Raw genomic sequence first — 16,091 nt, forward strand, 5'->3', positions numbered from 1 at the left:
GAGTTCCATATTATTTTTCCAGCTGGATAGGTTTACATTACGATCAAGGAGTGACAGCTAATGGCAAGTTCCATGGGAAAAGCCTTCAAACAGACAGTCAAAGAAAATAAACCCTTACCCGTATTGGGTACCATAAATGCTTATTCTGCTATGCTCGCACAATCTGCTGGAGCTAAGGCAATATATCTTTCAGGAGCTGGCGTTGCAAATGCATCTTACGGCATACCTGACCTTGGCATGACCAATTTATCTCAGGTTCTTGAGGATGCACGTCGAATTACCGAAGCGTGTCCTTTACCACTGCTCGTCGATGTGGACACTGGATGGGGGCATGCGTTTAATATTGCCAGAACGGTAAAGCTCATGGAGAAAACAGGCGTCGCCGCCATTCACATTGAAGATCAAGTGTTGGCAAAACGATGTGGGCATAGACCCAATAAAGCCATTGTGTCTCTGAAAGAAATGGGTGATCGAATTAAATCAGCCGTTGATGCGCGCCAAGATCCTGATTTTGTAATTATGGCAAGAACTGATGCCTATGCTGTTGAGGGTATGAATGCGGCTATTGAACGAGCATTACTTTGTGTTGAATTAGGGGCTGATATGATATTTCCTGAGGCAATGACACGTTTAGAAGACTATCAAACTTTTACTCAGGCAGTTCCCGTACCCGTTTTGGCGAATATTACCGAGTTTGGGAAAACTCCTTTATTTAATCAAGAAGACCTTAAACAGGTAGGTGTATCATTAATTTTGTACCCCTTAAGTGCATTTAGAGCCATGTCACAAGCAGCGCTAAATACCTATCGTGCGATTCTTCTGGATGGAACGCAAAAGTCTATGCTCGATACAATGCAGACTCGAGAGGAACTATATGAAGTACTTGGTTATTATGAATACGAACAAAAACTAGACCAATTGATGGAGGAAGACAATGAGTGTTAAAAGCGGCGGTTTAGCCGGAGTTGTTGCAGGTCAATCAGCAATTTGTACAGTTGGACTAGCAGGGAAGGGTTTGAATTACAGAGGCTACTCAATTGATGATTTGGCAGAATATGCTACGTTTGAAGAGGTTGCCTATTTATTGTTTTATGGAAAACTACCTACTCAAAAGGAATTGGATGAGTATACAAAAAGACTGGTTAGTCTTAAAACATTGCCAGATACTTTAAAAACCGTACTTAAATTAATTCCTAAAAATACACATCCCATGGATGTTCTAAGAACCGCTTGTTCATTTTTGGGTACAATTGAACCAGAAAATAATTTTTCAGAACAATATGATATTGCAGATCGGCTGCTGGCTTTATTTCCAGGGATAATGTGCTACTGGTATGCATGGCATTTTCACAACAAAGAAATTTCTGGCTTAAGTGATGAGCAAACAATAGGTGCTCATTTTCTTGCTTTATTACATGGACATAAGCCAAGTAAAATCGAAGCTCAGATGATGAATGTTTCTTTGATTTTATATGCTGAGCATGAATTTAATGCCTCTACTTTTGCTGCACGGGTCACTGCAGCAACACTGGCTGATTTTTACTCCGCAATTACGAGCGCTATTGGTACATTACGCGGTCCTTTACACGGTGGGGCAAATGAAGCAGCAATGGAGCTTATAGGACGTTTTAATAGTCCAGATCAAGCTGAAACTGATCTCAAAAAAATGTTGCATGATAAAGCCCTTATAATGGGATTTGGACATCGAGTATATACCACCAGTGACCCACGTTCTGACATCATCAAAAAATGGTCATTCCGATTGGGTGAAGCTAAGGGCGATCTTCTTTTATACCACATCTCAGAACGCATTGAAGAAGTAATGTGGAATGAAAAGAAATTATTCCCTAATTTAGATTTTTATAGTGCTTCGGCATACCACTACTGCGGTATTCCTACATTCTTGTTCACACCCATTTTTGTTATGTCGCGTATCACAGGATGGGCAGCACATGTATTTGAGCAAAGAGCGAATAACAAGTTGATAAGACCTACATCTGAATATACTGGACCCGAACCCCAAAAATTTCCAGCTATTGAGACGAGAGGGTAGTTAATTAATACATGTAATTTGAATGTAGCCTGGGTGCTGTCAAACATAGCCCGGGAATGCTTTCTAATGAGAACATTATTAGATACAAGAGGTTATTATGCACAGTTATGTAGAAGATAACATTAAGCCTGATTACGATCAGGTTATGATTGATATTGCGGATTATGTGCTAAACAAGAAAATTGATAGCGCTTTGGCTTATGAGACAGCACGTTTATGTCTCATGGATACGTTGGGATGTGGTATTTTGGCGTTAAATTTTCCTGAATGTACCAAACTTTTGGGCCCAGTTGTTCCCGGTGCTACTCTTGTTGGAGGAGCACGTGTACCTGGTACAGGATATGAGCTAGACCCTATTCAGGCTGCATTCAATATCGGTGCTATGATACGCTGGCTGGATTTTAATGACACATGGCTTGCTGCAGAGTGGGGGCATCCTTCTGACAATTTAGGTGCTATTCTTGCAGTAGCAGATTATATGTGCCGGCAAAATTGTACTACGGGTAAAGCACCAATTTTAATGCAGGATGTGCTTACTGCCATGATTAAGGCGCATGAAATTCAAGGCTGTTTGGCTTTGGAAAACAGTTTCAACCGAGTTGGTCTGGATCATGTCTTTTTAGTTAAAGTTGCTAGTGCTGCTGTTGCTGCTCAGCTCTTTGGTGCAGATAGAGATATGATGTTAAGAACTTTATCTCAAGTTTTTGTCGATGGCCAAAGCCTCAGAACTTATAGACATGCTCCCAATGCTGGTTCAAGAAAATCATGGGCGGCAGGGGATGCTACGTCAAGAGCAGTACGGTTAGCATTAATTGCTAAAGCCGGAGAAATGGGTTATCCAAGTGCATTAAGCGTTCCTACCTGGGGATTCTATGATGTGCTTTTTGACAAAAAAATATTTAAGTTTCAACGTCCTTATGGCAGTTATGTTATGGAAAATGTTTTATTTAAGTTATCTTATCCTGCTGAATTTCATGCACAGACTGCTGTTGAGTGTGCTGTAATGCTGCATCCCATTGTGAAACATCGTTTTGATGATATTGCTCGAATTGATTTAGTAACCCATGAATCTGCAATTCGAATTATCAGTAAACAAGGTGCTTTGCACAATCCAGCTGATAGAGATCATTGTTTACAGTATATGGTTGCTATCGGTTTATTATTTGGTGATTTAAAGGCAGAACATTATGAAAATGACATCGCCGCAGATCCCAGGATAGATGCATTACGTGAAAAAATGCATGTTACTGAAAATGAACGTTTTTCTCGTGAGTACCACGATCCGGAAAAACGTTCGATTGCAAACAGTATCAAAATCATATTTAAAGATGGTACCGAAAGTGATTTGATTACTGTGGAATATCCAATTGGCCATAAACGCAGACGCGAGGAAGGAATTCCTGTTTTATTATCCAAATTTAAAAAGAACATAAGCACCCAATTTCATGCAGATCGTGTTGAACGAATTATGCAAGCAATGAGTGATACAAATGAACTTGCGGCAATGAAAGTGGATGATTTTATGCAGTTATGGGTTGTATCATAATTCTTTTCTATGGCCTCAATTCAACGTTATGGAACATTAGATTATTAATATCTAGAGTTCCATAACGTTAATTCAATTTACCATGAATCAATAAGTAGCACATTTGCGTATCCCGGTTATATGTATATAATTTAATCAGGTATCTACTAAGTAACCTGGGAGAAGTAATGAAATTACAAAAGACATGTCTCTCTGTGTTATCAGCCATATTGATGTTTGATTGTTCCATTTCTGCTGTACATGCTGATGTTGTACCTAATGAAAAAGTCGTCTCTGTCTATTTGCTTCTTGATACTCCTGAGCAGCTTCAGCGCTACGTTAACGATTTGCTTAAACTAAAAAAACCTAATTTCAACCGGGTAATCTTTTCATTTGTTAAGCCGACCTTGATCGATTATCAGCAGGGTAATTTAGCAGCAACAGGCATATTAGGTTACTTTACGGATCATGATGGCAAAGGTGCTCAGGCTTTTAATGCACTAAAATCTGCAATCAAATTATCTGAAGAGAAAAAGATTCAAACATTTCTGGCAGTAGGTGGTTGGAATTACAGTTGTAACTTCAATGAAGCACAAGAGGCTTGTGGCCCAGCACCTTCAGCTAAAAATCAAGTGCTCTATGATTGGTTTCCTGACCCAACAGACCCCGATCAGGCTGTAAAGGCAAAAACATCCTATGAAAATTTAGTAAAACTGGCAAATGACTTAGGTGTGGATGGTATTGATTTTGACTATGAGGAAGTTTGGCATGCAGACCAATATGCAGTTGCTTGGGGACCTAGTACAAGTGGTGAATGGTCAACTGATATTGCCCAAAGCATACTTAATGCTGGAGGTCCAACTTATAAAAATCTCATAAAGTATGGAATAAATTCTGGATCATCTTACGTGATGCCTAAAACAATTGATAAAGTCGATGCAATTTTGCATGCCATAATGAATAATCCCAATGCAAAATATCTTAAATTTACTACAGCATCACCACCCGTAGGGGCTCGTCCAATTACCGGTTTCGTATCTGGAGACAAATATCCGGACATCGATACAAAGGGAGGTCTTTGGTGGAAAGGAAACTTGAAGGGATTATGGTATGAGCTTACAAATAAGGATGAGGCAATCGTTTCACGCTTTGATAGCATGGGATTGATGACCTATGATCTATGTGGGGATAATCCGGTTGTGTGTGCGCCATATGCTAATGGGCCTTTAGATTTGCCTGGTCAAGTAAGTGCGTACATGAAAGATTATACCAATTGGCTTAAAGCAGAGCGCATCAGTAAACCCAGTTTAACAATTGATAGCATCGGAAAAGTAACTTTTTTACCAGCCAAATATCATATTAATGCCAAAATACAATTTGGTTTTCAAGTAAATCAACCCGCCTATCCTAAAAATATTAATGGGCAATTGCAGCTGACTAATCAATTGGTCGATAAAATTCTTGGACAACAGAGAGATAGTGGAGGTGTTATTATTTGGCAAATGTACTCCAGGAAAAATACTGCTGTATCAGATGCGACAACAGTAAAATATACTATCAATCAGAGTTGTAAGACCTTTTTAGCTAATGATAGTCGATATGATTGTAATGCAGATTTTCCTGGTTCTTCCGATTAACTTCTCACCTCGTGCGGTTGTTGTTCAATTTCCTGGGTTTTGCGTGCGCTCTACCCAGGATGCATTAAAATATGGATGAGGAAACGCAACCTACTCATATTTTACGTTGTAACCCTGATGCTGCAAGGATTTTGGTTGATATTTCCTCAATAGAATATTTTGTCGAATTAATATACGAAATCTTTTCCTTTTGATACATGGCTTCCACTTCCTTTACTTCCAAGCGACATTGTTCTGGGGAAGCATATTTACTGTTAGGTCTGCGTTCTGCCCTGATTTGTTGTAAACGCTGTGGATCAATGGTCAATCCGAACAGTTTATTTTTATAAGGCTTTAGTACCTCAGGTAATTTAAAACCAATAATATCTTCTTCAGTAAAAGGGTAATTTGCAGCCAAAATTCCATATTGAAGTGCCATGTACAAGCAACTAGGTGTTTTCCCACAACGCGAAACACCAATAAGAATAATATCTGCCTTGTCGTAGCCCCGAGTTTTTACGCCATCATCATGCGATAATGCAAAATCGATTGCTTCGAGTCGATGCAAATAGAGCTTACTGTTAACAACACCATGAGTTTTTCCGACTGTATAAGAAGATTTTTCATTAAGCTCCTCTTCCATGGGGCCAATAAAAGTATTAAACAAGTCAAATACGCGAGCATTTGCTTTTTTAAAATAATTTCTGACTTCTGGATCGATCAAAGTCGTAAACACAAGAGGTTTGATGCCTTGTTCCTCAAAGGCTTGATTAATCTGCGCAACAGCATGTTCCGCTTTTTTTAAAGAATCAACATAGGGAATAGTGAGTCGCTCAAATTTAGTATGTTCAAATTGGGTAATTAAGCTATGGCCTAAAGTTTCAGCAGTAATTCCTGTGCCATCGGAAATCATAAAAACATAACGCTTCATGTAATGCCCTATAATTAAAATATTATGTATATTCTATTTTAAAATGAATTGGTTAATATCACCAGCAAGTGTACTTATTTAAATCCATCTGCTATCTTAAATTAAGGAAAAGGCTATTTTAGGGGTGATATGGAACAAGATCGATTTAGTAGCAACAGCAAGCTCTATATCTTAGGCATGATTTGCTTAGTTTTTTGCTTGGGATTATTTTTCTTTAGTTTATATATATTACCCTTTCTTGCTTGGGGACTAAACTATAATGTTCCTGAAGTTATTATGACACTTTTGAGTTCTTTGCAAGATGATTATAACTATAGTGTTGGGTCTAGCAAGTTTATTGTTTGGTTAATATTTTTTGTACCTAGCCTAATTACTGGATTGATTTCTTATTTTGTATCTAATCATATTGATAATAATCTTTATAAGTCAGAATTAAACATTAAAGAAGAGCAAGAAAGTCCTCCTAGTAAACAAATTGGGAAGGAAATAAAAGAATCCGCTGGTTTTGGACTAAAGATTCTTGGTTTGATGATCTTGATTGTAATAGCGATTTTTTTATTACAATATTTGATCCAGATAACATCATAGTAAATGGCAGGAGAGTTTATGGCCTATTTAAAACGTTGGAAGATTAAAAGAATTACCAAGAAAATAAAAGCAATGCAGGCGAACCGGGTAAATAATCAACCCGGAGATGAAATGCTTAAAAAGGAAATTGCATACTATTTTGAATTGGCGGCTATTTACAATAAATTGAAACGAAATAAAAAATTTCCTTATGCATATTTAATGTACATGGAATGTTATAGAGCAGCCGCAATGCTTGATGATGCAGAAGCTAATTATCAATTAGGACAAATGGTTCTTGAGGAAGCCAAGTTCAGGCAAAATTTGGAAAAAGAAGGGGTTTTCAAAAGCGAATCGAATCTAAAAAAATGCAATCAGCTCTTTGAAGAGGCACATGCTTATTTATTGGCAGCAATAGCTCTAGGCCATATTGCAGCAAAACGTCTAAGAGGACTCAGTTTTATTAATGGCTGGGGATTGGACGCTGATAAAAAAACTGGGTTTGAGTTAATTGTTGCAAGTATTGAGGAAGAGGGTTCTTGGGATAAAGTACCTCAGATTTTTGCATCTATGGGATTAAACAAACCTGAATTTTTTTCGCAAATTATGCAGCGCAGAAAATCATCATAAATATTTAGTACCTATAAACCTACAGCCCAGGTGTTCAATAAAACAGCAACTCCTGGGCAATATATCGCATATTTATATTAAAGTTCTACGTAATGTAATAGAACGATTAGTTGGTATTAATATCGCTTTTAATGTAAAATTGTTAACCTCTCAGATTTGGGTTTATTCAAAAATAGCTCGCATCTCTATTGTTGATTTATGTCATTACATCAATACACAAAAAAAGTTCAACGTCCAATTACACCCAGTGAAAAACTGTATCTTGTTGGCGATGCAATGAACCACTCTTTTTCACTGCAGTTGGTACTTGAGATGAACTCGCAAGTGGATGTGTCATCTCTGAATAAGGCAATTGTTCAGGCGAGCTCAGCCAATCCATATGTTCATATGCGAGCAAAATTAAGATATATCAATTCAATTTGGTATAACGACCCAGAGAAATCAATAGATTCCGAGGCTTCTCAAGTTATAAAGATGGAATGGGATGGGAACAATATCCAAGGTCTATCATTGTTCCATGGACATAAGTTTGAACCGTCACATTCTGCGACACAAATTATCTATATCAAAGGAAAACGACATTTTTTGGTGTTCCGTGCCTTTCATGGAGTAATGGATGGTATGGGTTTATACCATTGGGTGAAGGAGATTTTTCGAGCGTGGAGAAAAAAGCCATTGATTGGTACAGATCTGACAATGACGGACTATGAATTTCTTATGCAAAAAAGGAAAATTGAATATCGTCCGAATTTTCCATTGAATTGCATTGCACCAACAGGTAACAACGGCTCTGCTCACACTCATTATTTATGGCATAAAGTAACGCTTTCTGGAAAAGTTAATGCGATAATCGCGAAGATTTGTCAAATATTATTAGAGAACAGTGCTGAGCTAGGTGCTGAAAAGGCTCGCTTTATGATTCCAGTAGATTTGCGTCATCATGTTGAAGCAAATACTACAGCAAATTTTTCAAATCCTATTTTTATTGAGGCAAAAAAGGGAGGGGACTGGTCGACCATTTATTGTGATATAGTCAAGCAACTTAGTTGTCAAAATGAACTGCATATTGGAACGTATGATGCTTATTTACATCATTTGCCTTTGTCCTTGTTAAAAGTCCTGCTTAACGCTTTAATTTACTATCAAAATAAAAAAAATCAGTACATGATGTCTGGAATTGTATCGAAACTATCGATTGATTTATCAGATCTTAATTTGGAACAGGACTGTAAAGCCATCGATGGATTTTTTTTGCCAATTAATGTTCCTATTGCGCCTATTGTTCTTATTGTGACGGAACATAACAGTGCAACAACCATTTGCTTCTCTGTCTCAAACGCGCATGCCACACTTGAAACATGTACCCATTTGGCCAATCAATTTAAAAAATTGGTTGGCGAGCCTGAGCTTGTTCCAGATAACAATTTACCTTATTGCGATACACTGTGGCCTGTATATAACAATACCTTGGTTGAATTTCCTCAAGAAAAAACAATTTTTACAAAAATATTGGAGAGCTCAATAGAACATTCTCATAAGCATGCTTTGATTTCAAAAGCACAAACTATAACTTACAAACAATTGAGTCATCGTGTTTTGGAAATTGCCAGTTTCTTTTCCGATATAGGTGTAGGATGTGGGGATAAAGTTGCTATTTATTTACCAAGAAATGAAGATATGATTTGTTCTATGCTCGCTTGCTGGTATTTAGGTGCAGCTTATATTCCAATTGATATAAAATCACCCATCGCTTGGGTTTTAGCGTTATTGGAAGATGCCCAACCTGCATTAGTGATTCATGAAGAGTTTGCTTTATTAAAACAGCATTATCCAGGATTAAGTACTCATATTCCATTACAAATTATTAGCTCCAAAACGCCGAGAAGCAATGGAAACTCGCTAACTCAGTTGGCTTATATTATTTACACATCAGGTTCCACGGGCACGCCTAAGGGCGTCATGATTAATCATGGTCAATTATTGAATTATTTGTCTTGGGCATTTAAGACATATCGGAATAATAATCAACCTTATCATACGGCATTATTTACAAGCATTGCCTTCGATTTAACAGTGACGTCACTTTTTTTACCATTACTGTCAGGCGGTAGTTTGATGTTAATCCCTGAGCCCATTAACACGGTAACATTAAAAGACATACTTACAAAGCAAACGATTAACTTTTTAAAGCTAACTCCATCCCATTTGCGAATGATAAGCCTTTTACCTATGAGCTTGGGGCATCAATTAACGTTGGTAGTTGGCGGCGAAGATTTGCCTTGTAAATTAGCTCAATCAATTGTTGAAAAGATACCTGCCGTTCGAATATTTAATGAATACGGGCCGACTGAAACTACTGTTGGCTGTATGGTTCATCAATTTGATGTAACAAAGGATCTTCACGGCAGTGTCCCCATTGGTATTCCCGCAGCAAATACACGCATCTATTGTTTGAACAGCGAACTTAAACCAGTCAGACTCGCAGAAGAGGGAGAAATTTATATTGCTGGTTGTAATGTTGGAGTTGGTTATTTAAACGAACCTCAGTTAACAAGTAAATATTTTATGGATGATCCTTTTTTTCCAGGAGAACGTATGTATCAAAGTGGTGATTTAGCGAAACATCGAGAAGATGGTTTGCTTGTTTACCTGAGGAGAAAAGATCAACAAACAAAAATTCGTGGTCATCGCATTGAATTGGCTGAAATTGAAAATGTTTTATTAGCAATTGAGGGTATCTCACAAGCCGTAGTAACGCTCATAAAACAGAAGTATTTTTTGGATGAAGAACATAATGAGTTAGCTGCATATGTAGTATCAGAGTCAAAAGGGCAAGAAATCAATTTGCGTGGTGAGTTATCTGCAGTTCTTCCTTCTTATATGATACCGAAATATTTTATTTATTTGACTGAGTTGCCTTTAACAATTAATGGAAAAGTTGATTACAAAAAACTACCAGACCCTGCTTCTGAATTGATTGATAAAAACATAGACGGTCATGATGATTTATTAGCGCAAATTCGCCAATTATTTGCTAACGTATTATCGTTACCTCTTGAAGTTATTGATAATCATGCTACTTTTGGCGACATGGGTGGAGATTCCATGCAAATGGCTTACATGATTAATGAACTGATTACCAAAATGATTTCTCCGCAGCATCATATTGTTTTTTCTAATGAATTAGAGCGGTTATTAGTTCGTGCAACGCCGTATAATTTTTATAAACATCTGTCAAAAATTATTTAAAAGAATATTATCGTACTAAGGAGAACTGAGGCAAAATATCTTTATCTTTTATATTAAATGCTGGATTTGCAAGGTAGATTAATTGGTTTAAAGGAAGTGATGTAAATGAAGATTTTAGTTACTGGAGGTAGGGCGCCGGCTACTATGGATATTATGCGCAGCCTCATTAATCAGGGATATGAGGTTTATGGTGCCGAGAGCATGCTTTATCCGCTCGCGCGATTTGTTAAAGGAGTAAAGAAGCATTTTGTTATTCCTAAGCCGAACCAAGACCTGACAGCTTTTTTAAAGGCAATTAAAGAAATAGTAATTCAACATAAAATAGATCTGATTATTCCTACATGTGAGGAGATTTTTCATATAAGCCAAGGCTATGAAGAATTATCAAAGCATACCAAGATATTTTGTGAATCTTTTGAACGACTGAATCAATTGCACGATAAATACGCATTTAACCACCTCGTTAGTGAATATGGTTTAACAGCACCCCAAAGCTGGTTAATTAATACAGATAAAGACAAGGAGCATCTCCCCAAGGATATAGGATTGGTACTAAAGCCGGTATTCTCTCGTTTTGGCTCGCGTACACTTATTAAACCGTCACCAAAAGTCATAGCAAATCTTACAATTAATGAGCCTTATATTGCTCAACACTTTATTCAAGGAAAAGAATACAGCACTTATACTATTGCTCATAAGGGTGAGGTATTAATTCAATCGTGCTATCACTCTAAATATCAAGCTGGCCGCTCTACAGGAATATACTTTGAACCCGCAGAAATTAAACCGATAACTGAGTTTATTAAGGTATTTTGCAAACGGTTTCAATTCAGTGGCCAAATTGCCTTTGATTTTATTTTGATGAACGACAAGGCATATGTTTTAGAGTGTAATCCGCGGGTAACCAGTGGACTTCATCTGCTTACTGATAAGATTGATTGGCATACCATTTTGAGTGGCCAAAGACAGTATGATATACCTAATATGCAACATATGCAGCCTTTCATGTTGGGGCAGGGAATGATGCTCCATTGTTTGAAATATATACTGAAAAATCCACGTCAATTCATTAAAGATTATCGAAGAGCACATGACATATTGAAACATAAAGCTTATCCATTGTTTAAGCTGAAGAGTATGCTGATGATGCTTAATGTACTTTGTAGAGCTATCAGAGTGCGGAAGGGATTTTATCCTGCTTCAACGTATGATATTGATTTTAATGGAATTGAAAATCTGTAAATAAATTTAATCTCCAATATTTGATATCAAAGGAGTAGTTAGTCGATGAAAATAGCAGTATGCAGTGATGAGCTCTATCCAGTCAATGAGTTCGTTGTGCGAGAACTTGAGCGTTTAGGGCATCAGGTTATCCCATTTGGTGCAATCAAATCACGTCAAAATGAATCGTGGATTCAAACTGCTCAAATTGCTGCTGAAGCGATTCGTCATGGTGAATGTGATGAGGGTATTTTCTTTTGTTGGACAGGTACAGGCATTTCTATTGTAGCGAATAAAATTCCGGGTATCAGAGCGGCGTTATGCACCGATGCCCAAACAGCAAAAGGTGCAAGAATATGGAACAGAGCTAATGTCTTGGCACTATCCAATCGGCTTCTAACCCAGGATTTAGCAAAAGAAATCTTGGACTCTTGGTTTAATACCAAAACTGATGAAGACGATAAGCAAATCATTAAGGAAATTGAAGCAATAGAGCGAAAACATTACTAGAACTGTTGACATTTCATTTAATTCCGCCTATTTCGCCCGCTTTATGCGGGGCTCTATACAGAGACATACTAAAATGTACCTATTAATACGGCCTCTATTGGATTCCGCGCATTAACTGGGGAGATAGGCGAATAAAGTAATTATCAACAGAGCCTAGTTTATTTATCACTAGGAACGTATAGTGCAATCGCTACCTAATCAGAGAGAATATCTAAACGTAATTAGCTGATAGTAAAATATTTTTAAGAAGTATTTGTAATATATCGAATTATTAAAACTTGTATAATGAACTACTTTCTGGCTAAATTGGAGTATCACCTTTCACATAGGTTTTTATGTTAAAACGGGATATTTCAACGGCTAATATTCTCATTGCCTCTGCTGGCGGAATGATTGGATCCGGGTGGTTGTTCAGCCCGTTTATTAGTGCCCAAATGGCGGGAAGTAATTCATTAATTTCATGGATTATTGCTGCTGTTTTTATGATCTTTATTGCTCTGCCGCTATGTGAACTTGGTACAATGTTTCCGATCTCCGGAGGGATGTCTAATTATCCTACTTTTACCCATGGGAAGGAAGTTGGGTTTTTATTTGCGTGGACATCATGGCTGTCTTATGTTGTGATGACTCCCATAGAAATACAGGCAATTCTGCAGTATTCAAGTCATTTTTTTCCAATATTAATTGTGAAAAATTCAACAGCATTCACACTTTCTGGGTACGGCTATGTTGTAGCAATGGTGATCATGCTCTTTGTCGTGATATTGAACTCTTATGGAATTAAATTGCTTGTTGAGTGTAATAAATATGCAAGTATCATTAAATTTATATTACCAAGTATTGCAATCGTTTCCTTGCTTCATGTTGCACCAACGCTGGATAACGTCAAAATTAATTTGTCAGATAAAGAAAGTTGGGTAAATATTTTTACGGCACTTTCAGCTGGAGGTATTGCTTTTGCCTTTACTGGATTTCAAAATGGCTTGGTATTAGCAGGAGAGGTAAAAAATCCACAACGAAATATACCCCTTGCTATTTTAGGTGCTGTACTGATTGGATTTATTTTGTATTTCATGCTGGAACTAAGTTTTATCGCTGCAGTGCCACAAAAATATTTAACACAGGGTTGGCAAGCTCTGAGTTATCCAGGAGATAGCGGACCTTTAGTGGGCTTAACTTTGCTTTTAGGTTTAGGGGTTGTAGCCACTTTGCTGATGATAGATGCTGCTTTTTCTCCCTTTGGAACAACCTTGGTTTATACAGCTGCAACTTCACGAATTGTATATGGAATGGCATTAAATGATCATTTACCCAAAATCTTTTTAAAGGTAAATCGTCATAAAATCCCCTATGTGACTCTTTATGCAAATTTATTAGTTGGAATGTTTTCATTTCTCCCATTTCCAGGATGGCAGAAGTTAGTCGCTTTTCTTTCTTCTGCAAGTATTCTTTCTTACAGTATTGGTCCAATATGCCTTTTGGCAATGCGTAAATTACAGCCATTATCACCGAGACCCTTTAGGCTCGCAGGAGCACTGTTTTGTTCGCATATTGCATTTTATTTTTGTAATTTAATGCTTTATTGGTGCGGATTTTCGATCATATGGAAGTTGGATATTGCTTTACTCGTTGGTATTTTTATTTATTGTATCTATCATCGCAGAAACTCCTGGGATAATGGTTCACTTTTATACTGGTTCTTATCTTACATGGTTGCCATATTTGTTGTTTCCTATTTAGGTGCTTTTGGTGGCATAGGTATTCTAAAGTTTCCTTTTGATCTCTTGAGTCTATTACCCATAAGTATCGTGATTCTGTACTTATCTCAAAGATTGCTATGTCCAACACGACATAAGCATGTTGTTTCTATAGTAGAAGAGTCAAATGCTGTAATAAAGAATGAAATTCTTACATAAAGACTCTTCAATGATATGATTGCACTTTATTTTATTTTCCCAGGTTTATTTTATGGCAGCGGAGTTTCTTGGACAGGGGATAGGAAAACTCCTGCTGATAAATTTATAGATGATGTATCTCATAGTGGGTATAACACTTGGGTTAAAGGAGATACAGATGCTAAAAGTTATGAATCGATGCTAATTGATGCATGTAGGAACCTATGGATGAGCCTCATTTATTAAAACTACTTCATTGGTTGGATAAAACGCAGCATCCATATATTTCCATATCAAACTAAATATACTTTTAAAAGCGTAGACCAAAATACTTGGATTAGGGGTTGCACTTCGGCTCTGAATCGGTAAAGCTATACTTCATGGATCTTATTAGGGTAAATGCCGTGCGCTATTCTAATTATTTATGTTTCTTTGCCGCTTTTTTCTTCAATCAAATAGGAAATTCTCAAACGCTTTCAGAGAAAATAGATGGGATTATTGCACAAAAATTGCCACATGCAACCGTTGGTATTCTCATTAAAGAGGCGGAAACTGGCCAGGTAGTTTACAGCAGGAATGCGGATAAATTACTTTCTCCAGCTAGTGGCATGAAGTTATTTACCGCTGCAGCAGCCCTATACCAATTAAAACCCGATTATCGTTTTATAACAACGCTTTCTCGCAAAAATCAAGATTACTATGTTCAATTTACAGGGTCACCTTCGTTTACTGCAGATAATTTAACTTCATTAATGATGAACTTGAAAAAGAATAATATAAGCTCCATAAAAGGAAATATAATAATTGACAGTTCACAATATCAAACTCCAAATTATCCAAGTGGAACTTCTTATGACGATTTAGGGTGGTATTACGCTGCTCCAGATACAGCAGCAATATTGAATGAAAATAAAGTGCCTTATGAACTCATCAGTGCGAAAGAACTAGGTAAACCCACCGAAATTAAACCGAAAACACTACTTAAAGCACTGACGGTTGTTAATGAAGTAGTAACAGTAAGTAAAGAAGAGGGGAAAGATCATTGCAGTTTGAATCTTGAAATCAAACCCAATAATACCATTCGCTTATATGGATGTATGATTCAGGAGAAAAATCCAAAATTAATAGAGCTTGCTATCCCTGATCCTTTGTTATTAGTAAAGCAAGTGATCCAAAAAGCGTTTAATAAAAACAGTATTGCGCTGAAAGGTAAAATTATTAACGGAACATCTCCTGGTGATACGGATTTTATTGCGAGTTATCAATCAAAAGCGCTGAGTAAGCTGATTACTCATATGTTACAACAATCGGACAACCTCTATGCAAACAGCCTTACCAAAAAGCTTGGTTATTCGCTAACTGGAAAAGGAACCCATAAAGAAGGTGCTTATGCAATTAAAAAAATATTATCGGAACACACTCATCTGGATATGTCGCAGGTGGATATCGTTGATGGTGAGGGAACTCGTTATAATTTAGTGACCCCAGAGCAAATGGTAGTCTTGCTTAGCGATCTCTATCATGATCAAGCGATGAAAGATATTTTCTTCAAAGCACTACCTCAATCCGGTGTTTCAGGAACGTTAAAGGACAGAATGAAGAAAACCATGCTTGAGAAAAAAGTTTATGCCAAGACTGGTTCAATGCATGATATATCTTCATTGTCAGGTTTTATTATTAATCCACATGAGAAAACATTCATTTTTTCTATTATTATCAATGGAGTGAATAAACCTTTAAATAAAGCGAAGTCTCTTGAAGAAAAAATTTTGTTAGCTATAGATGAATACAGTTTAGAGGAGAGTCCTTCCTAATAGCTTACTCTTTAAGTTCTTGCTTTAAATTACGTTTCTGTATCGATAGAGGCATCTAATTCTATCTATAAGTTTTTCTT

At 37.0% G+C, this 16,091-nt stretch carries 13 protein-coding genes; 12 read left to right on the forward strand and 1 reads right to left on the reverse strand.

Features of this window, described 5'->3' with window-relative positions; genetic code table 11:
- Positions 1 to 60: 60 nt before the first annotated feature.
- The 4 genes from prpB to ELY20_RS08810 all read left to right on the forward strand — a co-directional run bounded on the left by prpB (position 61) and on the right by ELY20_RS08810 (position 5,215).
- The gene (prpB, locus tag ELY20_RS08795; RefSeq protein WP_110142989.1) at positions 61 to 945 is read left to right on the forward strand and encodes a methylisocitrate lyase; all 885 of its coding nucleotides are present in this window, start codon (positions 61 to 63) and stop codon (positions 943 to 945) included.
- Positions 935 to 2,053, forward strand: coding sequence for a bifunctional 2-methylcitrate synthase/citrate synthase (gene prpC, locus ELY20_RS08800; RefSeq protein ID WP_110142988.1), 1,119 nt, complete (start codon positions 935 to 937; stop codon positions 2,051 to 2,053). Before prpB ends, prpC begins: the two co-directional genes overlap by 11 nt.
- Before the next feature lie 97 nt (positions 2,054 to 2,150).
- Entirely contained in the window at positions 2,151 to 3,599 is a 1,449-nt protein-coding gene (locus ELY20_RS08805) for a bifunctional 2-methylcitrate dehydratase/aconitate hydratase (protein WP_110142987.1), read from the forward strand.
- 167 nt (positions 3,600 to 3,766) lie between these two features.
- Positions 3,767 to 5,215 (forward strand): glycoside hydrolase family 18 protein, encoded by a 1,449-nt coding sequence (locus ELY20_RS08810; protein WP_110142986.1) that lies wholly within the window; start codon positions 3,767 to 3,769, stop codon positions 5,213 to 5,215.
- A 94-nt stretch (positions 5,216 to 5,309) separates the two neighbouring features.
- Here ELY20_RS08810 and ppsR read toward each other — a convergent pair whose 3' ends face one another.
- Positions 5,310 to 6,125 carry a posphoenolpyruvate synthetase regulatory kinase/phosphorylase PpsR gene (gene ppsR / locus ELY20_RS08815; protein ID WP_110142985.1) on the reverse strand — a complete coding sequence of 272 codons (816 nt, stop codon included), beginning with the start codon at positions 6,123 to 6,125 and terminating at the stop codon, positions 5,310 to 5,312.
- Positions 6,126 to 6,254: 129 nt separating this feature from the next.
- On the opposite strand from ppsR, the gene ELY20_RS08820 reads away from it, so the two are divergent.
- The 8 genes from ELY20_RS08820 (at position 6,255) to dacB (ending at position 16,011) form a co-directional block, all read left to right on the forward strand.
- A complete protein-coding gene (locus ELY20_RS08820) occupies positions 6,255 to 6,713 on the forward strand; it encodes a hypothetical protein (RefSeq protein WP_110142984.1) in 459 nt (152 codons plus the stop codon).
- An 18-nt stretch (positions 6,714 to 6,731) separates the two neighbouring features.
- Complete coding sequence (locus ELY20_RS08825; RefSeq protein WP_110142983.1) at positions 6,732 to 7,322, forward strand: SEL1-like repeat protein; 591 nt, start codon at positions 6,732 to 6,734, stop codon at positions 7,320 to 7,322.
- Between the two features lie 198 nt (positions 7,323 to 7,520).
- On the forward strand, positions 7,521 to 10,571 hold the full coding sequence (locus ELY20_RS08830; RefSeq protein ID WP_110142982.1) for an amino acid adenylation domain-containing protein: 3,051 nt from the start codon (positions 7,521 to 7,523) through the stop codon (positions 10,569 to 10,571).
- A gap of 105 nt (positions 10,572 to 10,676) precedes the next feature.
- Positions 10,677 to 11,813 carry an ATP-grasp domain-containing protein gene (locus tag ELY20_RS08835; RefSeq protein WP_110142981.1) on the forward strand — a complete coding sequence of 379 codons (1,137 nt, stop codon included), beginning with the start codon at positions 10,677 to 10,679 and terminating at the stop codon, positions 11,811 to 11,813.
- A gap of 45 nt (positions 11,814 to 11,858) precedes the next feature.
- Positions 11,859 to 12,302: an RpiB/LacA/LacB family sugar-phosphate isomerase gene (locus tag ELY20_RS08840; protein WP_110142980.1), complete on the forward strand. Its 444-nt coding sequence runs from the start codon at positions 11,859 to 11,861 to the stop codon at positions 12,300 to 12,302.
- Between the two features lie 335 nt (positions 12,303 to 12,637).
- Positions 12,638 to 14,218, forward strand: a complete 1,581-nt coding sequence (locus tag ELY20_RS08845; RefSeq protein ID WP_110142979.1) for an APC family permease — start codon at positions 12,638 to 12,640, stop codon at positions 14,216 to 14,218.
- Between the two features lie 15 nt (positions 14,219 to 14,233).
- Positions 14,234 to 14,443 (forward strand): hypothetical protein, encoded by a 210-nt coding sequence (locus ELY20_RS08850; protein WP_110142978.1) that lies wholly within the window; start codon positions 14,234 to 14,236, stop codon positions 14,441 to 14,443.
- A 158-nt stretch (positions 14,444 to 14,601) separates the two neighbouring features.
- Positions 14,602 to 16,011: a D-alanyl-D-alanine carboxypeptidase/D-alanyl-D-alanine endopeptidase gene (gene dacB, locus ELY20_RS08855; protein WP_110143045.1), complete on the forward strand. Its 1,410-nt coding sequence runs from the start codon at positions 14,602 to 14,604 to the stop codon at positions 16,009 to 16,011.
- Positions 16,012 to 16,091: the final 80 nt, after the last annotated feature.

Source organism: Legionella qingyii (genome assembly GCF_003990155.1).
Taxonomy (GTDB): domain Bacteria; phylum Pseudomonadota; class Gammaproteobacteria; order Legionellales; family Legionellaceae; genus Legionella; species Legionella qingyii.

Bases quoted from the DNA above. Each gene is read 5' to 3' on its own strand.
- prpB (WP_110142989.1), top strand. From the start codon at position 61: ATGGCAAGTTCCATGGGAAAAGCCTTCAAACAGACAGTCAAAGAAAAT.
- prpC (WP_110142988.1), top strand. From the start codon at position 935: ATGAGTGTTAAAAGCGGCGGTTTAGCCGGAGTTGTTGCAGGTCAATCA.
- ELY20_RS08805 (WP_110142987.1), top strand. From the start codon at position 2,151: ATGCACAGTTATGTAGAAGATAACATTAAGCCTGATTACGATCAGGTT.
- ELY20_RS08810 (WP_110142986.1), top strand. From the start codon at position 3,767: ATGAAATTACAAAAGACATGTCTCTCTGTGTTATCAGCCATATTGATG.
- ppsR (WP_110142985.1), bottom strand. From the start codon at position 6,125: ATGAAGCGTTATGTTTTTATGATTTCCGATGGCACAGGAATTACTGCT.
- ELY20_RS08820 (WP_110142984.1), top strand. From the start codon at position 6,255: ATGGAACAAGATCGATTTAGTAGCAACAGCAAGCTCTATATCTTAGGC.
- ELY20_RS08825 (WP_110142983.1), top strand. From the start codon at position 6,732: ATGGCCTATTTAAAACGTTGGAAGATTAAAAGAATTACCAAGAAAATA.
- ELY20_RS08830 (WP_110142982.1), top strand. From the start codon at position 7,521: ATGTCATTACATCAATACACAAAAAAAGTTCAACGTCCAATTACACCC.
- ELY20_RS08835 (WP_110142981.1), top strand. From the start codon at position 10,677: ATGAAGATTTTAGTTACTGGAGGTAGGGCGCCGGCTACTATGGATATT.
- ELY20_RS08840 (WP_110142980.1), top strand. From the start codon at position 11,859: ATGAAAATAGCAGTATGCAGTGATGAGCTCTATCCAGTCAATGAGTTC.
- ELY20_RS08845 (WP_110142979.1), top strand. From the start codon at position 12,638: ATGTTAAAACGGGATATTTCAACGGCTAATATTCTCATTGCCTCTGCT.
- ELY20_RS08850 (WP_110142978.1), top strand. From the start codon at position 14,234: ATGATTGCACTTTATTTTATTTTCCCAGGTTTATTTTATGGCAGCGGA.